Source organism: Amycolatopsis sp. 2-15 (assembly GCF_030285625.1).
Taxonomy (GTDB): Bacteria; Actinomycetota; Actinomycetes; order Mycobacteriales; family Pseudonocardiaceae; genus Amycolatopsis; species Amycolatopsis carbonis.
In genome coordinates, this window is sequence record NZ_CP127294.1 from 2,657,625 (window position 1) to 2,673,806 (window position 16,182).

Sequence of the window (16,182 nt, forward strand, 5' to 3'; positions counted from 1 at the left end):
GATCGATCGATAGGGTCTCGTTCATGCGGGTCGACGCGGTGTACGAGAACGCCCGGCTGCTCACCGGGGAAGGCGCGCTCGCCGTGCTGCACGGCCGGGTGGTGGCGCTGGGTGAAGACGCCGAGGCGCTCTCCGCGCGCCGGCGGATCGACCTCGGCGGTGCGTACGTGGTGCCGGGCTTCCACGACGCCCACAACCACATGGCGTGGTTCGGCATGGGCCTCGACGACGTGCCGCTGAGCGGCTGCCGCAGCGTCGAAGAGGTCTACGACGCCGTGGCGCGCAGGGCCGCCGAGCTGCCCGTCGGCAGCTGGGTCATCGGCAGCGGTTACGACCAGAACAAGCTGGCCGGCGGCGCGCACCCGGATCGCCACGGCCTCGACCGCGCCGCGCCCGGGATGCTCGTGCGGCTCAAGCACACGTCCGGGCACATGACCGTGGTCAACTCCGCCGTGCTGCATCAGCTCGACCTCGCGCACGTGCCGGTGGGCGGCGACGTGGTGCTCGACGCCGCCGGGTCGCCGACCGGGCTGTTGCGCGAGCAGGCCCAGCTGCTGCTGCGGCCGCTGACCTACCCGGCGCCGGTGGAGTCCGTGGTCCGCGGCCTCGACCGCGCGAGCGAGCAGTTCTTGTCCGAGGGCATCACGAGCGTGCAGGAGGCCGGGATCGGCGGAGGGCTCGTGGGCGAGACGCCGGCCGAGCTCGCGGCCTACCAGCTGGCGCGCGAACGCGGGGTGCTGCGCGTGCGGAGCACCGTGATGGTGGCCGCGAGCGTGCTCCACGACCTGCCCGACGGCGCCGGGTTCGGCCTCGACCTGGGCCTGCGCACGGGCTTCGGCGACGAGTGGCTGCGCGTCGGCCCGATGAAGCTGTTCGCAGACGGTTCCCTGGTCGGGCGCACCTGCGCGATGCACGAGCCGTTCGCCGGCGAGCCGGACAACCGCGGCTACTTCCAGGTACCTGAGGAAGAGCTGGCGCGCACGATCCGTCTCGCGCACGACGCCGGCTGGCAGATCGCGACGCACGCGATCGGCGACCGCGCCATCACCGTGGTGCTCGACGCGTACGAGGCCGCGTTGGCCGCTTCGCCGCGCGAGGACCACCGGCACCGCATCGAGCACTGCGCGGTGCTGCAGCCGGCGGAGCTGGCTCGGCTGGCCCGGCTGGGGCTCATCGCGTCGCCGCAGGGGCGGTTCGTGAACGAGCTGGGTGACGGCATGCGCGCGGCGCTCGGCGAGGCTCGGGTGCCGTGGTGCTACCGCCTGCGCAGCGTCCTCGACGCCGGCTGCGTGCTGGCCGCCAGCTCCGACCGTCCGGTCGTCGACGGCGCGCCGTTGCTCGGCCTGGCCGACATGGTGCACCGGCGCACGTCGTCGGGGGCGCCGTTCTCGCCCGAGGAAGCGCTCACCCCGCAGGAGGCGCTGCGCGCGTACACCTACGGCTCGGCGTACGCGACCTTCGCCGAACACGACCTCGGCACGCTGGAGCCGGGCAAGCTGGCCGACTTCGTGGTCCTCTCGGGTGATCCACTGTCCACTATGGATGATCTCCGTGTGCTCGCCACCGCCGTAGGCGGCGAGCTGCGCTACGAGGCATCGTGACCTATCGCTTGCCCCGCTTGTCTTGCTTGCCGACGAACGCACACGCTTCGCGCGCCAGCGCGGGCCAGCCGAGCGACGAGCCCTCGTCGAGCGTGAACCACTCCTTCATCGGCGTGCCCTTGTTCGCGTCGAACCGCACGCCATGGCCTTCGGCCACCAGCGCGTCGACGCGCGGTTTCGGCAGCTTCACCACGAGGTGTCCGCGCACGAGCATGGCGAAGATGCGGTTGTCCACGCGCAGGGCACTCGACCCGAACCCGCTCCCGGGCCGCGGCGGCTCGACGTCCTCGGCGTCTTCGCCGCCCAGCAGCTCGTCGATCAGGTCCTCGAACCGGTCTTCGGGGCTCATGTCCGCACCGTAACCGCCACCACCGACAAGAACCGACAAGATTGGGGCTCCTCGCATGCCCGTCCGCGACGCCGTCTTCGAAGACGCCGAAGAGATCTGCGCGCTCATCGAAGAGCACGCCCTGTACGAGGACAAGCACGACCTGAAGCTCGACCGCGCCGAGATGAGCGGGTATCTGTTCGGGCCCGAGCCCAAGGCGTGGGTCGTCCTCGCGACGCCGCCGGGCCGCCCGGACGTGGTCGCGGGCTTCGCGTTCTGCAGCTGGAACTTCTCGACCTGGGAAGCGCGGCCGGGGATCTGGCTCGACGACCTGTTCATCCGCCCCGAACACCGCCGCCACGGGCTGGGCCGCGAGCTGCTCGACGAGCTGCGGTCACGCACCACCGGCCGAGTCGAGTGGGACATGCAGGCGGGCAACGAGAAGGCCGAGGCGTTCTACGAACAGCTGGGCGCGGAGCCCGTGCCGGGCTGGATCCGGTACCGCTGGCGGCCGTGAGTGCCGCTGTCGGGACCACGCTGGGCCTGACAGAGTCGTTCAGCGTTGAACCACATTCGGGCGCCCCACGGCGTCCGGACGGTGAGGGGTGAACCCGTATCGTATGCGGTATGGAAGATGGTTCCGTCCGGAGGTCGTCGTCGGTCGAGGACTATGTGCGCGTGATCTACGGGCTCGTCGAGCGCGGTGAGGCGGTGACCAACGCGACGCTGGCGGGACGGCTCGAGGTGAGCCCTTCGTCGGCGTCGGGCATGGTCACGAAGCTTTCGCAGCTCGGGCTGGTGGCCCACGTGCCCTACCGGGGCATCGAGCTGACCGCGGAGGGGCGGCTGCTGGCGCGCTCGGTGCTGCGCCGGCACCGGCTGATCGAGACCTACCTCGTCTCCGAGCTGGGCTACACCTGGGACGAGGTCCACTCGGAGGCCGACGCGCTGGAGCACGCGGTGTCCGACCGGCTGGTCGAGCGCATCGCCGCGAAGCTCGGCAACCCCCTGCGCGACCCGCACGGCGACCCCATCCCGGCCCCCGACGGCAGCATCGAGGAGGTGCCGATGCGCATCCTCGACGACCTGCCGCCCGGCGCCGTCGGCGAGATCGTGCGCGTGTGGGACACGGACCCGGAGCTGCTGCGCTACCTCACCGAGCACGCCATCGGCCTGGGTGAGCGCATCGAGGTGGTGGAGCGCCAGCCGTTCGGCGGGCCGATGGTCGTGAAGGTGGGCCAGCCGCCGGACGCGGCGACGCACGCGATCGGCAAGGAGATCGCGCAAGCGCTGTCTGTCGCGGTGCGCTGAGCTGTTCTGGTTCGGGGCTGAGCTGTCAGCGCCGAGCTGCTCTGGGCTGAGCGGTGCTCGGCTGGGGGCAGGGCCCACCCTGACAGGGGGCCGCCCAAGATCCATTCTACCGGCGCGCACCGACAAAACCCGGTGCTCACCGGAGTTGTCCACAGGCAACCGAGATCGCCGATTCCGCGCTGAGCGAACCTGCGCCGACGGGCGTACGCGCCGGTGTCGCTCCTCGGCGGATGTGGGCTACCCCCGCCGGAGCTGACGATGGTCGCCATGACCACCAAACCGTTCCGCTTCGGGATCGTCGCCGGGTACGCCCCCGACCTCAAGGCCTGGACCGACCAGGCCCGCCGGGTCGAGGAGCTCGGCCTCGACACCCTGCTCGCCACCGACCCCGTCGGCGACGCCGACCCGCTCACGCTCGTGCCCGCGGCCGCCGCCGTCACCAGTCGCCTCACGCTGGGCACCTTCGTGCTCGCCGACCCGTTCCGCGACGGCCGCCAGCTCGGCTGGCAGGTGTCCACGTTGCACCGCGTGACGGGCGGCCGATTCGAGCTGGGCCTGGGCGTCGGCCGGCCCGGCGCCGGTGGGTTCGCCCGCGGCCTGGGCCGCGAGTTCGCGGCGCCGGGTGAGCGCATCGCGCGCCTGGCCGACACCATCGCGTTCCTGAAGGAGACACCCGAGCGGCCGCGGCTGCTGCTCGCCGGCGGCGGGCCGAAGATGCTCGCGCTCGCCGCGCGCGAGGCCGATGTGATCACTCTGTCGTGGGCACCCCAGACCACGGAATCCGAAGCCGACTCTATTGTGGACAACCTTCGTGAAATGGCGGGCACGCGATTCGCCGACATCGAACTTTCGGTCAACTTGATAGCCGTCGGAAATGCGCCGGCACCGCAGATCGCGAAGTACACCGGAGTGGACGTTCCCGAGCTCGCCGCCGGCGGCGCCGTCACGGTTCTTCCGGAAAACCGGGCTGCAGCAAAGGAAACTCTTCTCCGGTGGCGCGAACGGTGGGGGATTTCCTACGTCACCGTCAATTCCGGCTACGCAGAAACCCTTGCGGAGATCGCTCGTTCTCTCACCGCAGGCGGGTGAGTGCCCTTCCGATCATGCTGACTCCGGCCTACGCTCCGAGGTTTCGGGAAGCGACATGGTTCGGAGCGTGTGCGATGACCGGTCAGCGAACGTCGACGATGGACAGGGCGGAAACGGCGGAACGGGATCTCGGGCGGCTGCTCGAGGCCGGTCCGTTCGCGGACGCCCTGCGTGCGGCAATCAGAGCGAGGGGGTTAGGACTGGACAGGATCAGGTATCGCTTGCGTGGCAGGGGAACTTCCCTGAGTCTCGCGACATTGAGCCACTGGCAGTCGGGCCGGTGCCGGCCGGAGCGGCCGGAATCGTTGCAGGCCCTAAGGAATCTCGAGGACATCCTCGGGGTACCGCCGAATTCCCTGCGCCGCCTGCTCGGGCCCCCGCGCTCACGCGCGCAGTTGCACAGATGATTCTGTGTTCTCTGCCTCGGCTCCGCCGAGGCGTGCGAGATCGCCTTTGAGCCGGCTTGTCGATCGAGCGGCCGGATCGGCCTGGCGGCCGATCGCGCCGCCCAATCCAGAAACCGGCGCGATCTCGCTCCGGGGCTGGGTTTGAGGGCTGGGGCAGGGCGATGCTGCTCGGCCTGCTCGGATTGTGGGCACGGCGGGGCGGCGGGAGTGCGCGGTCTGGCCGGGTTGAGGGGCAAGCCGAAAGTGCGTGAGTGCGCGGCCTGCTCGGGTTGAGTGGCTTGGTCGGGGTGGTGCGAGGCCTGGCCGGGTTGAGGGGCAGGACGGAAGCGCGTGAGTGCGCGGTCTGGCCGGGTTGAGAGTGGCTCGGACGGGCCGGCGGTGCGCGGTCTCCGGGTTGAGGGGCTTGGGCGGGGCGTGAGTGCGTGGCCTGGCCAGGTTGAGCGGCTCAGGCGGGGCGGCGGTGCGCGGTCTGCTCGGGTTGCCGGGCAAGTTGGGAATGCGCGAGTGCGTGACCTGGCCAGGTTGAGTGGCCTGGGCACGGCGCGAGTGTGCGGCTTGGCCAGGTTGCGGGGGCTTGAGCAGTGCGGGAGCGCGTGGCCTGGCCGGGTTGAGTGGCCTGGGCGGGGCGGCGGTGCGCGGCCTGGCCAGGTTGAGGGCGAACCCGAAGTGCGCGGGGCCACGGATAGCCGATCTCTACGATCGGTTCCATGCGTGCCGTCGTGATTCAGGAGTTCGGGGTGCTGCCCCAGGTGGTCGAGGTGCCGGATCCGGTGGCGCCGCCCGGTGGGGTGGTGATCGCGGTGGAGGCCACGGGGGTGTGCCGCAGTGATTGGCACACGTGGCAGGGCCACGACGAGGCCGTGAAGCTGCCGCACGTCGCCGGGCACGAGTTGGCGGGGCGGATCGCGGCGGTCGGTGCGGGCGTGCGCGGCTGGGAGGTCGGCGCGCGGGTGACGGTGCCGTTCGTGTGCGCGTGCGGTGGCTGTGCGCAGTGTGCGCGCGGTGACCAGCAGATCTGCGACGACGAGTTCCAGCCGGGCGCCACCCATTGGGGGTCGTTCGCGGAGCTCGTGGCGATCGAGCACGCGCAGGCCAACCTCGTCGCGCTGCCGGACGCGATGTCGGCGGCGGAGGCGGCTGCGCTCGGCTGTCGCTTCGGCACGGCGTTCCGCGCGGTGCTGCGGCAGGGCGGAGTGCGCGCCGGCCAGTGGGTGTCCGTGTACGGCTGCGGCGGCGTCGGGATCTCCGCCGTGCTGCTGGCCGCTGCGGCGGGCGCGAAGGTCGTGGCGGTGGACGTCTCGCCGGCCGCGCGGGCGCTCGCCGAGCGTTCGGGTGCGGTGCTGAGCGTGGACGCGGGCGCGTTCGACGGGCCGGAAGCGCTTGCCGAGCACGTCCGGTCGCTGACCGGCGGTGGCACCCACGTGTCGCTCGACTGCCTGGGCTCGCCGGCCACGTGCGCCGCGTCGGTCGGCAGCCTGCGCAAACGCGGCCGCCACGTGCAGGCGGGCCTGATGCCGCCCGCGCAGGGCGTCGCGCCGATCCCGATGCATCGGGTTATCGGCGGCGAGCTGGAGATCGTGGGCATCCACGGCCTGCAGGCGCACGAGTACCCGGAGTTGCTGAGCGTGGTCGAGCGGTCGGGCATCGACCTCGCGGGCCTGATCGGCACCCGGATCGGCCTCGACGACGTGCCGGCCGCGCTGGCCGCGATGAACGACCCCGTGCCCGCGCGGGCAGGCGTGACCGTGGTCGAGTTCAGGTGACGCAGTGTGATCTCACCTGGTCAGCGTGTCACGTGTCCATCTTGTAGCTGATCGACACCTGGCCTGTGACACCCGAGTGTGGGAGTGTCAGGGCGGCGGTTGCGGCGAGGGGTGCCGCCGCAGGAGCACCCGGCTGGACCCTTCGGGTAGCTCCTGCGGTCTGCCGCTCCTCGCTCTGCCGCAACCCCGGGTGGCAACCTTTGCGAGAATGCTCCGCGATGGAACTGTTGCCGCGGCCCCGGTCCGAACTCGCGCCTGGCGCGGTCCACGTCCCCGACTGGCTCGACCTCGACGAACAGCGGTCGCTCGTCGAATCGTGCCGCGGCTGGCGCGGCTACCGCCAGACCCGCCTGCCCAGCGGCGGCGTGATGTCGGTGCGCATGGTCTGCCTCGGCTGGCACTGGCTCCCGTACCGCTACTCCCGTATCCGCGAGGACGGCTCGCCGGTCGACCCGTTCCCCTCCTGGCTCGGCGACCTCGGCCGGCGCGCGGTGGCCACGGCGTACGGCGACGGGACCGGCTACGACCCCGACGTCGCCCTCGTGAACTACTACGACGCCACGGCCAAAATGGGCCAGCACCAGGACAAGGACGAGCGCTCCCTGGAGCCGGTCGTGTCCCTGAGCCTCGGCGACACGTGCGTGTTCCGCTTCGGCAACACCGAAAACCGCAACCGCCCCTACACCGACCTCGAACTGCGCTCCGGCGACCTGTTCGTCTTCGGCGGCCCCTCGCGCCTGGCGTACCACGGCGTGCCGCGCACCCTGCCCGGCACATCGGACCCGGCACTGGGCTTGACCGGGCGGCTCAACCTGACGTTGCGGGTGTCGGGCTTGTGACGTCCAGCGCGAAGCGCACGCGCTGACCGGGCCGCAGTTGCGCGGCCACGTCGAGGTCGGGTTCGCACACGACGGCGGGCACGGGATAACCGCCGGTCACGGGGTGGTCGGCGAGGAACAGGATCGGCACGCCCGACGGCGGCACCTGCAGCGCGCCCGGCACGGCGGCTTCCGGAGGGAGTTCCCCGGAGCGCGCGCAGTCGAGCGACGGCCCGTCGAGCCGGACGCCGACGCGGTCGAGGTCGGCGGTCACCGTGTAAACCGCGGTGACCAAAGTGGACAGTGTCGTCCGCGTGAACCAGTCGAGGCGCGGCCCGGGGGTGACGCGCAGCACCGGCTCTTCCGGAAGCCGGGCCAGCGGAGCCAGGTCGACGACCGGTTGCCCGGCGACGACATCACCCACTGGGAGCGTCATCCCCGGCGCGAGCGGCGGCGGCCCGAGCCCACCCATGGTGTCGGTGGCCCGCGCGCCGAGTACCGGCCGCACGTCGAACCCGCCCCGGATGGCGACGTAGCACCGCAGGCCCCGCGTGGCCGTGCCCAGCACGAGCTCCTCGCCGGCCCGCAGCACGAGGGGTCCGTTCGGTCCGGCCGCCCGCCGGCCGGCTCGCACCTCGACCTCGGCCCCGGTCACGGCGACCAACGCGGCTTCGGAGACCCGCAGCCGCAACCCACCGAGCGTCACTTCCAACGCCGCATGCGTCTCGGGGTTGCCGACCAGCCGGTTCGCCAGCCGCAACGACGAACGGTCCGCCGCCCCGGATCGCCCGACACCCACCGCGGCGAGCCCGGGCCGGCCCAGATCCTGAACGGTCGCGAAAGGGCCGGTCGCGAGCACTTCCACCTTCCCGGTCATCACGCCGCCTCGAACCGCACGCGCGTGCCCGGTGTGAGCCGGTTGGGCGGGTCGCGCTCCACATCCCAGACCGACACCGACGTAGTCCCCACCAGGTGCCAGCCGCCGGGGGAAGCCCGCGGATAAACCGCCGAGTACTCGCCCGCGATGGCAACCGAACCGGCGGGCACCCGGGTGCGCGGCACGGAACGGCGCGGCAGGTGCAGCGCGGGATCCAGCCCCGTCAGGTAAGCGAAACCCGGTGCGAAGCCACAGAACGACACCACGTACGAAGCCGAGCTGTGCAAGGACACGACCTCCCGCACCGACAACCCCGAAGCCTCCGCGACGTCCACGAGATCCGCCCCGTCGTACCGCACCGGCACGGTGACCGCCTCCGAAGCGCCGGTAACAACATCCACAGTGGACACCGAGGACAACAACCGGGTCAATGAAGCCACCTCCACCACCGCGGGATCGAACCGCACCAACAGCGTGCGCGCCGCCGGCACCAGCTCGACCACCCCGACCGGCGGATCCGCCGCCAACGCCGCCTGCAACCCGAGCACGTCCTGAGACTCCACGAGAACCGCGGACCCGCCGTACGGCAACACGGCCCTCACACGAACGACTCCACCGTGACCCCCGCGTCCGTCAGCGAAGCCCGGATCCGCCGCGCGATGTCCACAGCCCCCGGCGTATCACCGTGCACGCACAGGGAAACCGCACGCAGTTCGAGCTTCCCGCCGTCCACATCGATGACCGAACCCGTCGTCGCCATGGCCGTGGCGCGCGCGGCGACCTCGTCGGCGTCGTGCAGCACCGCGCCCGGCAGCTTGCGCGACACGAGCCGGCCCTCCGGCGTGTAAGCCCGATCGGCGAAGGCCTCCGCGTACCCCGTGACCCCGGCCGCCGAAGCCGCGCGCAGCATCTCCGAGTCCGGCGGGCACAACAGCCCCAACCCGGTGCCGAACTGCCGTACACCCTCCACGAGCGCCGCCGCCTGCGCCGGATCCACCGCCGCCGTGTTGTAGAGCGCCCCGTGCGCCTTCACGTACTTCACCGAAGACCCCGCCGCGCGCGCGAACGCGTCCAGAGCGCCGATTTGGTACAGCACGTCGTCCGTGAGGTCCGCCGGCGAGATGTCCAGCGCCCGCCGGCCGAAACCGGCGAGGTCGCGGTAGCCCACGTGCGCCCCGATCGTCACGCCGCGCTCGGCCGCGCGGGCGCACACCCGCCGCATCACGCCGGGGTCGCCCGCGTGGAAGCCGCACGCGATGTTCGCGCTGGTCACGATGTCGAGCATCGCCTCGTCGTCGCCCATCCGCCACGCGCCGAAGCCTTCGCCGAGGTCGCTGTTCAGATCCATGTCACTCCCGTCTCGCGTTGGTCCGTCAAGAACATGTACCCCGGCGCGTGCGTGATGGCGAACGGTGGCCGCGAAGCCATCACGGCCGCCTGCGGCGTGACACCGCAGGCCCAGAACACCGGCACGTCACCGGGTTCCAGGTCCACGGCGTCGCCGAAGTCGGGCCGCGCCAGGTCCGCGATGCCCAGCGCCGCCGGGTCGCCGACGTGCAAGGGGGCGCCCGGCAGCGAGGGCGACGCCGACGTGATCCGCACGGCGTGGTCGAGCAGCTCGGCCGGGGCCGGTCGCATCGTCACCACCAGCGGCCCGTGCAGCCGGCCGGCCGGCGTGCACGGCCGGTCCGTCATCGCCACGCCGCGCCCCTGCGTCAGGTTCCGCAGGGGCACCCCGCCCGCGACCAGCGGCGCTTCGAACGAGTAGGTGCAGCCGATCGAGAACGCCACCATGTCGCTGCGCCACAGGCCCGTCGCGTCGCCGACCTCGCCGGTCAGCACCCCGTGGTGCCACACGCGGTAGCGCGGCAGATCGGTGCGCAGGTCGGCGCCCGGCGCGAGCCGCGAGCCCGGGTCGCCGGGCGGGCTGACGTCGAGCACCGGGCACGCGCGCGGGTTGCGCGCGCAGAACAGCAGCACGTCGTCGGCCCAGTCGTGCGGCACGGCGATCAGGTTGGCCTGAGCGTAGCCCCGCGCCCAGCCCTCGGTCGGCCGCTCGGTGCCCGCGCGGAAGAGCGCGCGGGCCTCGGCGGGCGTCAGAGTGGCGGGGTCGCGGAACGTGGTCATGACCCGATCCCGGTCAGTTCCCGTCCGCGGGTTTCGGGCAGGCCCAGCAATGCGAGCGCGGCGATGGCGTACCCGACGGCGCCGAGCGCGATCGCGCCGCCCGCGCCCATGAACCCGACTACCGCGGGGAACGCGGCACCCACCGCGCGCCCGAAGTTGTACGTGAAGCCCTGGCCTGTCGCCCGCACCTCGGTCGGGTACAGCTCCGCGAGGTACGCGCCGAAGCCGCTGAAGATCGCCGACGTCGAGAAGCCCAGCGGGAAGCTGATCAGCAGCATGAGGCCGTTGGCGCCGTAGGGCAGCTGCACGAACAGCACGATCAGCACCGCCGACAGCACGGAGAACAACAGGAAGGTTCGCTTGCGCCCCAACAGGTCCGCGAGGTACCCGCCACAGACGTAGCCGATGAACGCGCCGGGGATCAGCAGCGCGAAGTACCCGCCGGTGCCGACCACGGACAGGCCGCGGGCGGTCTTGAGGTACTGGGGCATCCACGTGAACAGCGTGTAGTACCCGCCCTGCACGCCGGTCGCGAGCAGCGCCGCGAACAGCGTGGTGCGCAGCAGGCCGGGGCGGAAGATGCCGGCGAGCGAACCGCGCGCCTTGGTCTTCAGCCGGCGTTCGGTCACGTGCTCGGCGTCGGACACCCGGCGGCGCACCCACAGCACGAGCAGCGCCGGCAGCACGCCGACCCAGAACAGCACGCGCCACGCGACGGCGTCGTCGAGCACGCTGAACAGCACCGTGTAGACGATCACCAGCAGGCCCCAGCCCACGGCCCACGCGCTCTGCACGAACGCGACGGTCCGGCCGCGGTAGCGTGCCGAGCAGTACTCGGCGACCAGCGCGGCGCCGACGGCCCACTCGCCGCCGAAGCCGAGGCCCTGCAAGCCGCGGAACACCAGCAGCGTCTCGAAGTTCGGCGCGAAACCGCAGAGCACCGTGAAGACCGTGTACAGCGCGATGGTCAGCTGCAGCGTGCGGACGCGGCCGATGCGGTCGGCCAGCACGCCGGCGCCGATGCCGCCGATCGCGGAGACGACCAGCGTGGTCGTGCTGAGCAGCCCGGCCTCGCCGGAGGAGATGCCGAAGTAGGCCGTGATGGCCGCCAGGCCGAACGGCAGGGTCTGGTAGTCGAAGGAATCGAGCCCGTAACCGCCGAAGGCAGCGAAGAAGGCGCGTTTGCCCTTGGGGCCGAGGGAGCGGAACCACTCGAACGGCCGGGCCGCACTCGTGGTGCCTGCTGTCACGTTCGTGTTCATGGGTACCTCGCAGGGAGAGTTCTCATAGTGGCACGAGTCACATGGCAATCACCGTACGGATCGTTCAACAATTCCACAAGTCTCTCATTTTATTGTTCTCAACCCTGCGGCTACGCTGGGCGACGTGGTCACCGACGAGAGCCCGCTGGGCCTGGAAGCCGACCGCGGCCTGCTGAGTCGCACGAGCACCGCGGAGCGGGTCGCCGGAGTGCTGCGCACGCGCATCTCCGAGGGCTTCTTCCTGCCCGGCAGCCGGCTGTCGGAGCAGGACATCGGCACCGCGCTGGGCGTCTCGCGCAATACGCTGCGCGAGTCGTTCCGCCTGCTCACGCACGAGCGGCTGCTCACCCACGAGCTCAACCGCGGCGTCTTCGTGCGGGTGCCGACGGTCGACGACGTGCGCGACATCTACCGCGTCCGCAAGCTCGTCGAGTGCGCCGCGGTCCGCGGGATCACCGAGCGGCCGGCGTCCTACGACAAGATCGCGGCCACGGTCGCCGAGGGTGACGAAGCGGCCGAAACCGGCCGTTGGCAGGACCTCGGCACGGCGAACATCCGCTTCCACAGCGAGCTCGTCGCGTTGACCGGCAGCGAGCGCGTGGTCGAGCTGATGCAGGGGCTCACGGCCGAGCTGCGGCTGGTGTTCCACGTGATGGCCGACCCGCGGCGGTTCCACGAGCGATACCTGCCGCGCAACCGCGAACTGCTCGGGCCGCTCGGAGAAGGCGACGGCCGGCGCGCGGAAGAGCTGCTCGCGGCTTACCTCTCCGACGCGGAAGCGCAGCTCGTCGAGGCGTACTCGGAGCGTTCGGTGGACGGCGTGATTTCGTAGCTGACGGTAGTGGTCCAAACCGGAGTGCCCGCGGGTCCGCGCCGGGGCGGGATCCGTGTCAGGGACCCGAAAATCGCCGTTGCCGACGGGAAAGTGTGTGCTGCGCCATGGAAAACGTTTGTCACGAGTTGCGTGTCCGCGACTCAGGAACAGCACTACTTCCGTCGTAAAAGGGATGAAGCACTTGCTTACATAGCGTGCTTCCGCGCGGATGGACATCCGATTGTGGCCGTTCGGGCCGTCCGTAGTCTGGGTGGTGTCAAGATCGCGGACACCTGATTAACGTCTTCAGCAGGTCGCGTGAAGCGAATGGCATCCCAGGCCCCGGAACCCCCAGACGGGGCGTGGGCGCCATCGCGAAGATCGAATCGGGATGGTCGCCCCCAGTGCCCGATCCGGCGTGCGTGGCCAGGAGATGGTGGAGATGGTGGAGCAGCGGCGAACCGTGGTCCCCGGGGGGGAGATCACGGTTCGCCGTTGCACCATTTCCGGGTCAGTCCACTTCGGATCCTCAGCCGGCGTAGCGGGCGAACACCTTGGTGTAGTCCCACGGCTGCTGCGAGACCTTCGAGCAACTGTCGTCCGGACCACCCGTGCACGGCCGGTCGCGGTTGGCCGACCAGAACGTCAGCCGCGCCAGGTGGTGCTGGTTCGCGTAACCCAGGATGGTGGTGAAGTCTGCCACCGTCACGGTCTCGTTCTGGTCGGTAATGCCGTTCATGGACGAGATGCCCATGTGCCGGTAGGCGTTGTCGTCGGTGTAGCCGAAGGCGTTCTTGACGACGTTCTTCAGGCCCTCGGCCGCACGCGTGGTGAGCGTGCCCATGTTCTGCCCGGCGCCGCCGAAGTCGAACGGCATGATGACCCAGCCGTCGGCCGCGAAGCCGGACTGCGCGGCGCGGTTGACCAGGCTCGAGTCCGGACCGCTGGTGCCGGTGCCGAACGTGAGGTAGATCTTGATGCCCGGGTTGTCGACCCGCACGGTCTTCAGCGCGTCGACGGTGCGCTGCTGCACCGTCGGGTCGCTGTATGCGCCGGCCTCGATGTCGATGTCGATCGCCTTGAGGCCGTAGGCGTTGATCACCTTCTGGTACGCCGACGCGAGCTCACCCGCGGTGGCGCACGAGGACTCCAGCTTGTTGCCGCTGTAGCCGCCGAACGACGGGATCACGTCGCCGCCCGCGCCGCGCACGGTGTTGATCGTGCCCTGGTCCACACCGCCGGTGAGCGCACGCGCGCCGTCCCACTGCGGGTTGCAGTACCCGTTGGACAGCACGAACGCCAGCGTGAACCACTTCACGCCCGTCGCGTTCACGATCGTCGTCGGGTTCGGCGGCGCGCCCCAGCCGTTGTAGAGGTACGGGGCCACGGCCATCGCGCCGGCCGCGGGCGGCGGGGTCGTGTCGCCGCCGCCGGAAGGCGCGGTCCACTTCTGGTTGGCGGTGCCGGTGCACGTCCAGATCTGCAGCCGGGTGCCGTCGGCCGAGCTCTGGCCGGTGGCGTCGAGGCACTTGTCGGCCGCGGTGTTCACGATGTCGTGGGCGGCGCTGACCGTCCACTGCTGCGCGCCGCTGCCGTTGCAGTCGTACAGCTGGACCTTGGCCCCGTCGGTGGTGGCCGCCGACGCCACGTCGAGGCACTTGCCGAGGGCCCGGATCGTGCCGTCGGAGCCGACGTTCCACTGCTGTGCCGTGGTTCCGTTGCAGCCATGGAGCTGCACGGCCGAGCCGTTGGCGCTGTTCGCGCCGGCGACGTCGACGCACTTGCCGCCGAGGCCGGTGATCTGCCCGGTCGCCGCTTGCGCGTTGGCCGGGATGAGGGTGACGGCGGACGCGGCGAGCAGGCCACCGAGCGCCGCGAAGACTCTTCTTCTCATCGGGGACTCCTGGGGAGGGTCACGGTGCGGTCCACTTCTGGTTGGCGGTGCCGGTGCACGTCCAGATCTGTGTGCGGGTGCCGTTGGCCGAGGTGTTGCCGGTGACGTCGAGGCACTTGTTGGCGGCGGTGTTCACGATGTCGCGGGACGAGTTCGCCGTCCATTGCTGCGCGCCGGTGCCGTTGCAGTCGTACAACTGGACTTTCGAACCGTCCGTTGTGGACGCCGCGTTGACGTCGAGGCACTTGCCCAGCGCGCGGATCGTGCCGTCGGACCCGACGGTCCACTGCTGTGCACCCGTGCCGTTGCAGTCGTAGAGGTCGACCGCGGTGCCGTTGGCGCTGTTGGCGCACGCGACGTCGAGGCACTTGCCGCCCAGCCCAGTGATCTGGCCGGTGCGGCCGGTCGGCGGCGTGGTGGTGCCCCCGCCCGCCTGGGTGCCGGCCCACGTGAACGTGGCCGAGGTGTGGCTCGGCAGCGTGTAGGTGAACGACTGCCCACCCCAGTTCACGCGCACGCTCTGGTTGCCCGCGGTGGAGTTGTACGCGATGAGCGCCTTGGAACCGTCGGGGTTCTTCCAGGCGACGTTGCGCACGGCCGAGGTGTCGTTCGAGTCGATCCGCACCGCGCCCGGCTTCACGAACTTGGTGAGGTGGCCCATCGTGTAGTACTCGACGGTGAAGTCGACCTGGCCGTTGCGGCCGTCGCCATTGTGGACGGTGATGAGACCGGTGCAGGTGTCACAGCCGCCGTTGTGCGGGTTGTGCGCCTGGTCGATCGCGAGACTCCACTTCACGACCGAGCGGCTCCAGTTGCGCGTGTAGTCCACGATGTTGTTCATGTCCTCGGCCTGCTGGTTGCCGATCCAGGTGCCGCCGGAGTGCTCGGTCGAGTAGGCGTTGACGTTCGGGTACTTGGCGTGCACCGTCGATTGCGTCGAGACGTCGCCCTCGTAGCCGTGCCAGGCGATGCCGCCGAAGTTCGGGTCGTTGCGCACGGCCGCGTCGTCCACCGTCGGCGCCGCGATCTCGTCGTACTTGTCGGGGTTCCAGTCCAGTGCCAGGACCTTGCTGGACAGCCCCGCCGAGTGCAGGGCGGGCAGCAGGTTGTTCTTGGTGAAGACCGCCAGCCCCGAGCCGTTCCACTGCGTCGACGGGTAGCCGGGGCAGCAGGTCGGCTCGTTCTGCACCGACAGGTAGTCGATCGGCACGCCGGCGTTCTGGTAGGCCTGCACGTACTTCACGAAATACTGGGCATAGGCGTTGTAGTACTGGGATTCCAGCCAGCCCTGGCTGTAGGAGTCGTTGTCCTTCATCCACGGCGGCGGGCTCCACGGCGAAGCCATCACCTTCAGCTGCGGGTTGAGCTGCTTGGCCTGCTTCGTCAGCGGCAACACGTCGACCTGGTCGTGGGCGATGGAGAAGTGCTGCAGGTTCGGATCGGTCTGCCCGGCGGGCATGTCGTCGTAGGTGTAGCTGTTGCGCGCCAGGTCCGACGCGCCCATGGGGTTGCGCAGGAAGTCGATGCCGATGCCCGCGTTCGGGTCGAACAGCTTCTGCATGACCTGGCTACGGGTGCTCGCCGACAGCAGGTTGCTGGAGTTCATGAGGTAGGCCGCGCTGTCGGTGAAGGACGCGCCCCGCCCTCGAACTGCTGGTAGGTGGTGTTCTCGTTGACGTTGATCGTTTGCTGGCCGCTGCCGGTGCCGGCCGAGAACGTGATGGGCGTCTGCGGCTCCAGGCCGCGTGTGACATTCACACCCTTGGCGTCGTCGGTGGTGGTGAGCCAGATGTTCACGGTCTCGTTCGCCGCCTGCGCGGCCGGGACGGCCATTGTGGACAGTGCCAGGGCCGCCGCGCCGAGCAGTGGGATCAGATGGTGTTTGCGCATG

Annotated in this window: 17 protein-coding genes; 8 read left to right on the forward strand and 9 right to left on the reverse strand. The window is 70.6% G+C overall.

Features of this window, described 5'->3' with window-relative positions:
* Window positions 1-23: 23 nt before the first annotated feature.
* On the forward strand, window positions 24-1,601 hold the full coding sequence (locus QRX50_RS12955) for an amidohydrolase (protein WP_285972179.1): 1,578 nt from the start codon (window positions 24-26) through the stop codon (window positions 1,599-1,601).
* Window position 1,602: 1 nt separating this feature from the next.
* Here the strand turns inward: QRX50_RS12955 and QRX50_RS12960 are convergent, their stop codons facing one another.
* Complete coding sequence (locus tag QRX50_RS12960; protein ID WP_285972180.1) at window positions 1,603-1,950, reverse strand: hypothetical protein; 348 nt, start codon at window positions 1,948-1,950, stop codon at window positions 1,603-1,605.
* Between the two features lie 55 nt (window positions 1,951-2,005).
* Here QRX50_RS12960 and QRX50_RS12965 point away from each other — a divergent pair, with 55 nt between their 5' ends.
* The 6 genes from QRX50_RS12965 (at window position 2,006) to QRX50_RS12990 (ending at window position 7,338) form a co-directional block, all read left to right on the forward strand.
* The gene (locus tag QRX50_RS12965; protein ID WP_285972181.1) at window positions 2,006-2,446 is read left to right on the forward strand and encodes a GNAT family N-acetyltransferase; all 441 of its coding nucleotides are present in this window, start codon (window positions 2,006-2,008) and stop codon (window positions 2,444-2,446) included.
* A 110-nt stretch (window positions 2,447-2,556) separates the two neighbouring features.
* Complete coding sequence (locus tag QRX50_RS12970; RefSeq protein ID WP_285972182.1) at window positions 2,557-3,240, forward strand: metal-dependent transcriptional regulator; 684 nt, start codon at window positions 2,557-2,559, stop codon at window positions 3,238-3,240.
* 267 nt (window positions 3,241-3,507) lie between these two features.
* The gene (locus QRX50_RS12975; RefSeq protein WP_285972183.1) at window positions 3,508-4,329 is read left to right on the forward strand and encodes an LLM class flavin-dependent oxidoreductase; all 822 of its coding nucleotides are present in this window, start codon (window positions 3,508-3,510) and stop codon (window positions 4,327-4,329) included.
* A 74-nt stretch (window positions 4,330-4,403) separates the two neighbouring features.
* Window positions 4,404-4,736 (forward strand): transcriptional regulator, encoded by a 333-nt coding sequence (locus tag QRX50_RS12980; RefSeq protein WP_285972184.1) that lies wholly within the window; start codon window positions 4,404-4,406, stop codon window positions 4,734-4,736.
* Between the two features lie 707 nt (window positions 4,737-5,443).
* Window positions 5,444-6,499 carry an alcohol dehydrogenase catalytic domain-containing protein gene (locus tag QRX50_RS12985; RefSeq protein ID WP_285972185.1) on the forward strand — a complete coding sequence of 352 codons (1,056 nt, stop codon included), beginning with the start codon at window positions 5,444-5,446 and terminating at the stop codon, window positions 6,497-6,499.
* Window positions 6,500-6,717: 218 nt separating this feature from the next.
* The gene (locus QRX50_RS12990; RefSeq protein ID WP_285972186.1) at window positions 6,718-7,338 is read left to right on the forward strand and encodes an alpha-ketoglutarate-dependent dioxygenase AlkB family protein; all 621 of its coding nucleotides are present in this window, start codon (window positions 6,718-6,720) and stop codon (window positions 7,336-7,338) included.
* On the opposite strand, the gene QRX50_RS12995 is transcribed toward QRX50_RS12990, so the two are convergent.
* Genes QRX50_RS12995 through QRX50_RS13015 form a run of 5 tightly spaced genes read right to left on the reverse strand, consistent with a single transcriptional unit; the run spans window position 7,307 to window position 11,583 of the window.
* Entirely contained in the window at window positions 7,307-8,194 is an 888-nt protein-coding gene (locus QRX50_RS12995; RefSeq protein WP_285972187.1) for a 5-oxoprolinase subunit C family protein, read from the reverse strand. The genes QRX50_RS12990 and QRX50_RS12995 overlap by 32 nt on opposite strands.
* Complete coding sequence (gene pxpB, locus QRX50_RS13000) at window positions 8,194-8,796, reverse strand: 5-oxoprolinase subunit PxpB (RefSeq protein ID WP_285972188.1); 603 nt, start codon at window positions 8,794-8,796, stop codon at window positions 8,194-8,196. The genes QRX50_RS12995 and pxpB overlap by 1 nt, the downstream gene beginning before the upstream one ends.
* On the reverse strand, window positions 8,793-9,542 hold the full coding sequence (locus tag QRX50_RS13005) for a LamB/YcsF family protein (RefSeq protein WP_285972189.1): 750 nt from the start codon (window positions 9,540-9,542) through the stop codon (window positions 8,793-8,795). The genes pxpB and QRX50_RS13005 overlap by 4 nt, the downstream gene beginning before the upstream one ends.
* Window positions 9,533-10,321: a putative hydro-lyase gene (locus QRX50_RS13010; RefSeq protein WP_285972190.1), complete on the reverse strand. Its 789-nt coding sequence runs from the start codon at window positions 10,319-10,321 to the stop codon at window positions 9,533-9,535. The genes QRX50_RS13005 and QRX50_RS13010 overlap by 10 nt, the downstream gene beginning before the upstream one ends.
* Window positions 10,318-11,583, reverse strand: coding sequence for an MFS transporter (locus tag QRX50_RS13015; protein ID WP_285972191.1), 1,266 nt, complete (start codon window positions 11,581-11,583; stop codon window positions 10,318-10,320). The genes QRX50_RS13010 and QRX50_RS13015 overlap by 4 nt, the downstream gene beginning before the upstream one ends.
* Before the next feature lie 124 nt (window positions 11,584-11,707).
* Here QRX50_RS13015 and QRX50_RS13020 point away from each other — a divergent pair, with 124 nt between their 5' ends.
* On the forward strand, window positions 11,708-12,415 hold the full coding sequence (locus QRX50_RS13020; protein ID WP_285972192.1) for a GntR family transcriptional regulator: 708 nt from the start codon (window positions 11,708-11,710) through the stop codon (window positions 12,413-12,415).
* 511 nt (window positions 12,416-12,926) lie between these two features.
* On the opposite strand, the gene QRX50_RS13025 is transcribed toward QRX50_RS13020, so the two are convergent.
* From QRX50_RS13025 to QRX50_RS13035, 3 genes are read right to left on the reverse strand one after another with little or no spacing between them, the layout of a single operon-like run.
* Window positions 12,927-14,291: a ricin-type beta-trefoil lectin domain protein gene (locus tag QRX50_RS13025; RefSeq protein WP_285972193.1), complete on the reverse strand. Its 1,365-nt coding sequence runs from the start codon at window positions 14,289-14,291 to the stop codon at window positions 12,927-12,929.
* A gap of 19 nt (window positions 14,292-14,310) precedes the next feature.
* Window positions 14,311-15,897 (reverse strand): ricin-type beta-trefoil lectin domain protein, encoded by a 1,587-nt coding sequence (locus QRX50_RS13030; RefSeq protein ID WP_285972194.1) that lies wholly within the window; start codon window positions 15,895-15,897, stop codon window positions 14,311-14,313.
* A complete protein-coding gene (locus QRX50_RS13035; RefSeq protein ID WP_285972195.1) occupies window positions 15,894-16,181 on the reverse strand; it encodes a hypothetical protein in 288 nt (95 codons plus the stop codon). The genes QRX50_RS13030 and QRX50_RS13035 overlap by 4 nt, the downstream gene beginning before the upstream one ends.
* Window position 16,182 lies beyond the last annotated feature (1 nt).

What these genes read in the sequence shown, in the direction of transcription:
- QRX50_RS12955 (WP_285972179.1), top strand. Translation starts at nt 24, where the DNA reads ATGCGGGTCGACGCGGTGTACGAGAACGCCCGGCTGCTCACCGGGGAA.
- QRX50_RS12960 (WP_285972180.1), bottom strand. Translation starts at nt 1,950, where the DNA reads ATGAGCCCCGAAGACCGGTTCGAGGACCTGATCGACGAGCTGCTGGGC.
- QRX50_RS12965 (WP_285972181.1), top strand. Translation starts at nt 2,006, where the DNA reads ATGCCCGTCCGCGACGCCGTCTTCGAAGACGCCGAAGAGATCTGCGCG.
- QRX50_RS12970 (WP_285972182.1), top strand. Translation starts at nt 2,557, where the DNA reads ATGGAAGATGGTTCCGTCCGGAGGTCGTCGTCGGTCGAGGACTATGTG.
- QRX50_RS12975 (WP_285972183.1), top strand. Translation starts at nt 3,508, where the DNA reads ATGACCACCAAACCGTTCCGCTTCGGGATCGTCGCCGGGTACGCCCCC.
- QRX50_RS12980 (WP_285972184.1), top strand. Translation starts at nt 4,404, where the DNA reads ATGACCGGTCAGCGAACGTCGACGATGGACAGGGCGGAAACGGCGGAA.
- QRX50_RS12985 (WP_285972185.1), top strand. Translation starts at nt 5,444, where the DNA reads ATGCGTGCCGTCGTGATTCAGGAGTTCGGGGTGCTGCCCCAGGTGGTC.
- QRX50_RS12990 (WP_285972186.1), top strand. Translation starts at nt 6,718, where the DNA reads ATGGAACTGTTGCCGCGGCCCCGGTCCGAACTCGCGCCTGGCGCGGTC.
- QRX50_RS12995 (WP_285972187.1), bottom strand. Translation starts at nt 8,194, where the DNA reads ATGACCGGGAAGGTGGAAGTGCTCGCGACCGGCCCTTTCGCGACCGTT.
- QRX50_RS13005 (WP_285972189.1), bottom strand. Translation starts at nt 9,542, where the DNA reads ATGGATCTGAACAGCGACCTCGGCGAAGGCTTCGGCGCGTGGCGGATG.
- QRX50_RS13010 (WP_285972190.1), bottom strand. Translation starts at nt 10,321, where the DNA reads ATGACCACGTTCCGCGACCCCGCCACTCTGACGCCCGCCGAGGCCCGC.
- QRX50_RS13015 (WP_285972191.1), bottom strand. Translation starts at nt 11,583, where the DNA reads ATGAACACGAACGTGACAGCAGGCACCACGAGTGCGGCCCGGCCGTTC.
- QRX50_RS13025 (WP_285972193.1), bottom strand. Translation starts at nt 14,291, where the DNA reads ATGAGAAGAAGAGTCTTCGCGGCGCTCGGTGGCCTGCTCGCCGCGTCC.
- QRX50_RS13030 (WP_285972194.1), bottom strand. Translation starts at nt 15,897, where the DNA reads ATGAACTCCAGCAACCTGCTGTCGGCGAGCACCCGTAGCCAGGTCATG.
- QRX50_RS13035 (WP_285972195.1), bottom strand. Translation starts at nt 16,181, where the DNA reads ATGCGCAAACACCATCTGATCCCACTGCTCGGCGCGGCGGCCCTGGCA.